A 5,164-nucleotide genomic window follows, 5' to 3' on the forward strand; every position below is an offset into this window, starting at 1 on the left:
ACACCGATCGCCCTTACAAATACGTTAAATGTCGGAAAGGTTTGGGATGCACTTGTCGGTATCGTGATCGAACAGTGTCAGAACGATGGACTGGAGCCTATGAGCATCAATCCTGTCGTTGGCGAGTGCAATGATTGCCGGATCAACCAGATCCAGAAACGTGCAGTTGGTGAAAAAGAAGTGCGACAGGCTTTTACGGCTGCAGCCGAGGAGTTCGAAGAAGGGGATGTAGGCGCTGGTGCCGGTACCATCTGCTACGGCATGAAGGGTGGAATCGGATCTGCATCCCGCGTAATCTGCATTGGTGAAAAGGAATACACTATCGGCGTTCTGGTTCAGTCAAACTTTGGTGCAACCGAAGATTTTGTACTGAACGGAGAAGCTGTCGGTCCAAAAATTCTGGAATGGAAGCAAGAAAAAAATGATATGGCTGCATCTGAAGAAGACAAAGGCTCCATCATGAGCATTCTGGCTACTGATCTCCCATTGACAAGCCGTCAGCTCAAACGGATTTTGAAAAGAACGGGGGTTGGCATTGCACGAACCGGCGGTTATACAGGACATGGAAGCGGAGAAGTCATGATTGGCTTTACAACAGCAAACCGGATTCCGTCTGGTTGCGGGGAGGAACTGCTTCAGCTATCAGCAATTCCTGAGGATGTGATCAACCAAGCTTTTCTCGCTGCAGCAGAAGCCGAACAGGAAGCAATCTTAAATTCCATGACGGCTGCAAAACAGACACGCGGAAGAGAGGGCGAACTGTATTACAGCCTTGCAGAATATCTTAACGACAGGAAATCCGAAACCTGAAACCAGACTTGAAGCACCATTTCCGGCATATCACCGGTTCTGGTGCTTCTTTCTTTTGACATCCTTCACACCCTCTGGTTTTCAGAGACATTATTCTAAAAGAGCACTTGGGAAGCATTTTTTTATGCTTCCCAAGTGCTCCTTCACTATACCTTTTACTTATTATTCTTTTTAATGACAGCTGTGACTTCCACATCCATGCATGCCACATATATGTCCTTCCCCGTGATTGTGCTCGTGGTGAGAACACTTAACATCTGCATTATAATCAAGTGTTCCTTTCATAAAAGCTTCTACCGCTTCATCCGCATTTCCGGAAACGCCTCCGAAAAGCTTAATGCCTGCTGCAGCTAATGCTGTCTGTGCTCCGCCTCCAATTCCGCCACAGATTAAAACATCTGCATTCAATGCGTTAAGAACGCCCGCCAACGCACCATGTCCGTTTCCATTCGTATCTACTACTTCTGAATGTACTACTTTTCCTTCCTCTACATCATAAATCTTAAATGTTTCTGTGTGTCCAAAATGCTGAAAAATCTGTCCATTTTCATATGTTACTGCTACTCTCATTGTACATTCTCCTTTTTTTGCTGCATATTTTTGATAAATTTCCTGCTTGTAACATCCTCCAAGGTTACAGTTACTGCTCTGGCCATTGCAGATTCTGAAATCTCCACCCTCGATTCTGAGTGGATATCCATCAATAAGTGCATCTGCTATTTTCTTCCTGGCAATCTCGTAAATTCGCTGGACTGTTGTTCTTGCAATCTGCATGGATACAGCACACTGCTCCTGACTATAACCTTTTTTGTCCAAAAGACGGATTGTCTCGTACTCATCTACGCTCAGAACGATCGGTGTTTTTTTCTCATTATCATCTGATGGCAGAAATTCTAAAACATTTGGAAAATGGCAGACTTTTCTGCATTTTACTGGTCTCGGCATAAACTGCTCCCTTCTTGCTTTTCTTACATACTAGCGCAATTAAGGGCATATGTCAATAACATTATTGACATATGCCCTTTTAAAGTTTTTATTTTAAAATTCAGCAAATTTCCTGATCTTGTCCGATTCGTCCAGAATACTTCTTTATACCCCCAGTATCTCACCCAGTTTTTCAAACACCGCATCCGCATACATCTGCTTGATTGCATGCCTGCTCATATTTGCAACTTCTGCCCGCAGTTCAAAAATATGTGCTTTACCTTCCATATAAATGCAAAAATATACCTCGCCCTGTACACTATCTGCATTGTTCGGATCTATGTTTCCGGTTGTGCCGGTGATACCAATAGCAATATCTGTATGAAGTTTTTTCTGTGCAGTTTTTGCCATCGCTTCTGCACATTGTCGCGAATAAACACCATATTGCTCAATTATTTTTTCATCCACACCGATCTGGATCTTTGTTTCATTTAAATAAGTTACAAATCCACCTGGGAAAATCGCAGATGCCCCCTCCGTGTCTGTAATCATAGAAGCAATCAAACCGGAAGTACAGCTTTCCATTGTAGAAATCGTTGTATGTGTATTTATCAAATATTTTATAATGTCTTCTACCTGTATTTTTTTCTTTTCCATCTTAATCTCCTTTACACATATGATTTATTTTCCCTTATTTATGAATAAAATACAAGCGCTATCTCTGCCATTTTCTCACAAAAAGCAAAAATCTCTCTGATATCTGCCGTCTTTCATGCAAGAATACTCAGAGAGATTTTATATTTCAGATATGAGATAACTTCCACCTCTATCGGTGGTGAGCAACAAGATTTTATCAGTGCTGGGATTCAATCATACAAATGGATTATCATTTCACAATACACAAATCCATTTGTATGTTTTTTATATATTGTACTCTGGTACAACTGTTTTTTCTTCAAAGAAGTAATCAAAGATTTTCTTTTTGTAATGAGCAAAATCAACGCTTCCACGGTCACGATATTTACCAAGTTCTACTTTGATCACATCCTTGATACGACCCGGTCTTGCAGACATTACAACGATACGGTCTGCCAAAAATACAGCTTCTTCAATATCATGTGTAACCATGATCATTGTATTGTGGAAACGCTCACGGATTTTCAGTAATTCTTCCTGTAACTCAATCTTGGTCAATGCGTCTAATGCGCCAAACGGCTCATCAAGAAGCAGAATTTCCGGCTGGCTTACGAGTGATCTTGCAATAGCTGCACGCTGTGACATACCACCTGAAAGCTGACTTGGATATGCTTTTTTGAATTCACTTAATTTTACCAGTTCCAAATACTGATCTGAGAGTTTTGTTTTTTCCTCTTTACTCAGACCTTTTAATCCAAGCTGTACATTTTTTTCAATGCTCATCCACGGAAACAGACGGTGCTCCTGAAAAATCATGCCACGATCCATTCCCGGACCATTGACTTCTTTTCCGTCTGCTGTAACGATTCCAGTGTCATTTTTTTCAAGACCTGCAATGATTTTTAACAGTGTACTCTTTCCACAACCACTGTGTCCGACAATTGCAATAAACTCGCCTTCCTGAATTTCAAGGTTGATATCTTTTAATACATCCACTTTCTGTCCATCGACAGTAAAGTTTTTATTTACGTTCTGAATTGATAATGTCTTTCCCATTTGTGCTTACCTGCCTTTTTCCCAAGGTGTGCATAGTTTTCCGATCAGTGAAATTGCAAGATCCATGATCACACCAACAACTGCAATGGCAATGATTCCTGCAAATACTACCGGATACTGCATCAGGCTTCGTGCATCATTGATACGGAAACCGATACCGGAAGTAGCTGCGATCATTTCTGCGCCGACTACTGCCATCCAGGATACGCTAAGTCCCAGCTTTAATCCAACAAAAATAGATGGAAGTGCAGACGGCAGATAGATTTTTGTAAACTGCTGCCAACTATTTAAATGATACATTTTTCCAACTTCGATCAGTTTCGGATCGGTACGTTCAATACCACTGACAGTATTTACCAGAACCGGAAAATATGCTGCCAGAAAGATAACGGCTACTTTGGATTGCTCGCCGATTCCAAACCAGATAATCAGGATAGGAACCCATGCGATCATTGGGATCTGACGGATAGCAGTAAATGTCAGCATAAAAAATCGGTTTGCAAATTTGTTCATTCCCATGAGCACGCCAAGAAGAATACCTACAACAACTGCCAGTGCATAACCTTTTGCGATACGGCTTAAGCTGATACCGATATCACTCGGTAATGTACCGTTTGAAATCTGTTCTTTCAAGGTTTCAAGCACGGTGCTGATTTTAGGTAAGATCAGCGTTGACATCGCACCAGTCGATGTGGCAAAATGCCACGCCAGTACAATGATGACCGGTAATATGATCATGTTGATAAAAATCAACAGTTTTTGTATAAATACATTATTTCCTTTGTACATGCTCACGCGGCCTCCTTACTGTTTACTGTGCGCTTTCCTGATACTCCTGCACTGCTTTTTCAAGATAAGAGGAGTCTATCCAGGAATCAAAATCTACCTGATTGGTGATAATATTGTTGTCAAGTTCAAACTGTTCAATACTTTTTAAAGAAGAAATATATCTGTCATCCAGACTGACCGGATATCCAAGCTCCAGATCTGATACAGCTACAGATTTTACCTGTTCTAAAGTTCTTCCACTCTTCTCAGCTGATAACTCATAGAATGCATCCGGATTCGATACGATATCTTCTTTTGCTTTCAACATTGCTTTAATGATTGCAACTGTAACATCTGAATTTTCACTGACATAATCACTTCTACCTGTCAATACACTTGGCTCATAGAAAACATCCGGATCTGCCTCTACACCTTTGTGTAAAATACTTGCCTTTCCCTGTTCTACCAGTGAATCTGCCTGTCCATATGTGACAACTGCCGCATCTACAGCTCCAGTGGAAAGACTGGATAATCCTTCCGGAATCGTACTGTTGACAAGCTGCACATCATCTGCTGTCAATCCTGCTTCCTCCAGAACTTTCAATACATACATTTGTGGTGTTGCACCACGTTGGTAGGAAATTGTTTTTCCTTTCAAATCCTGTAAGGAAGTGATGCCGGAATCAGCACTGACTGCAAGCTGCCAAACGGAGCCAAAGCTTGTCACGGTCAGTAATTTCGTATCAATCCCGTTTGATTTTGCCATGATTCCCGCAAACCCCGCATAATATGCGTAATCCAGGTCTCCGGATACTAATGCCTCATGAATCGCCGGTGCTGCTCCTGTAAACGGAATCAGGTCTGCATCATAGCCTAATGGATTCAGATATTCATCCAGATATCCTTTTTCCTCTGCTACTGCCAGTGCTCCCTCTGCCCATTCGTATCCGGCACTTGGGAAACCAATGTT

Annotated in this window: 6 protein-coding genes; 1 reads left to right on the plus strand and 5 read right to left on the minus strand. The window is 41.7% G+C overall.

All coding sequences use genetic code 11. From position 1 onward, the window contains the following. Nucleotides 1-810, plus strand: an 810-nt coding sequence (locus Q0I54_RS13030) for a P1 family peptidase (protein ID WP_296119252.1), incomplete at its 5' end; no start/stop codon positions are given. A gap of 171 nt (nt 811-981) precedes the next feature. Here the strand turns inward: Q0I54_RS13030 and Q0I54_RS13035 are convergent. From Q0I54_RS13035 to Q0I54_RS13055, 5 genes are all read right to left on the minus strand, one after another. Beyond that, nucleotides 982-1,755 (minus strand): NifB/NifX family molybdenum-iron cluster-binding protein, encoded by a 774-nt coding sequence (locus tag Q0I54_RS13035; RefSeq protein WP_296119255.1) that lies wholly within the window; start codon nt 1,753-1,755, stop codon nt 982-984. 144 nt (nt 1,756-1,899) lie between these two features. Beyond that, the gene (locus Q0I54_RS13040) at nt 1,900-2,391 is read right to left on the minus strand and encodes a CinA family protein (RefSeq protein ID WP_296119263.1); all 492 of its coding nucleotides are present in this window, start codon (nt 2,389-2,391) and stop codon (nt 1,900-1,902) included. Nucleotides 2,392-2,655: 264 nt separating this feature from the next. Beyond that, nucleotides 2,656-3,426 carry an ABC transporter ATP-binding protein gene (locus Q0I54_RS13045; protein WP_296119270.1) on the minus strand — a complete coding sequence of 257 codons (771 nt, stop codon included), beginning with the start codon at nt 3,424-3,426 and terminating at the stop codon, nt 2,656-2,658. Between the two features lie 6 nt (nt 3,427-3,432). Further along, nucleotides 3,433-4,215 (minus strand): ABC transporter permease, encoded by a 783-nt coding sequence (locus Q0I54_RS13050; protein WP_294785415.1) that lies wholly within the window; start codon nt 4,213-4,215, stop codon nt 3,433-3,435. A gap of 22 nt (nt 4,216-4,237) precedes the next feature. Continuing rightward, nucleotides 4,238-5,164, minus strand: a 927-nt coding sequence (locus Q0I54_RS13055) for an ABC transporter substrate-binding protein (protein WP_296119272.1), incomplete at its 5' end; no start/stop codon positions are given.

The sequence above is a fragment of the uncultured Eubacterium sp. genome (genome assembly GCF_934295145.1).
In the GTDB taxonomy this organism is placed as follows: Bacteria; Bacillota; Clostridia; order Lachnospirales; family Lachnospiraceae; genus Eubacterium_I.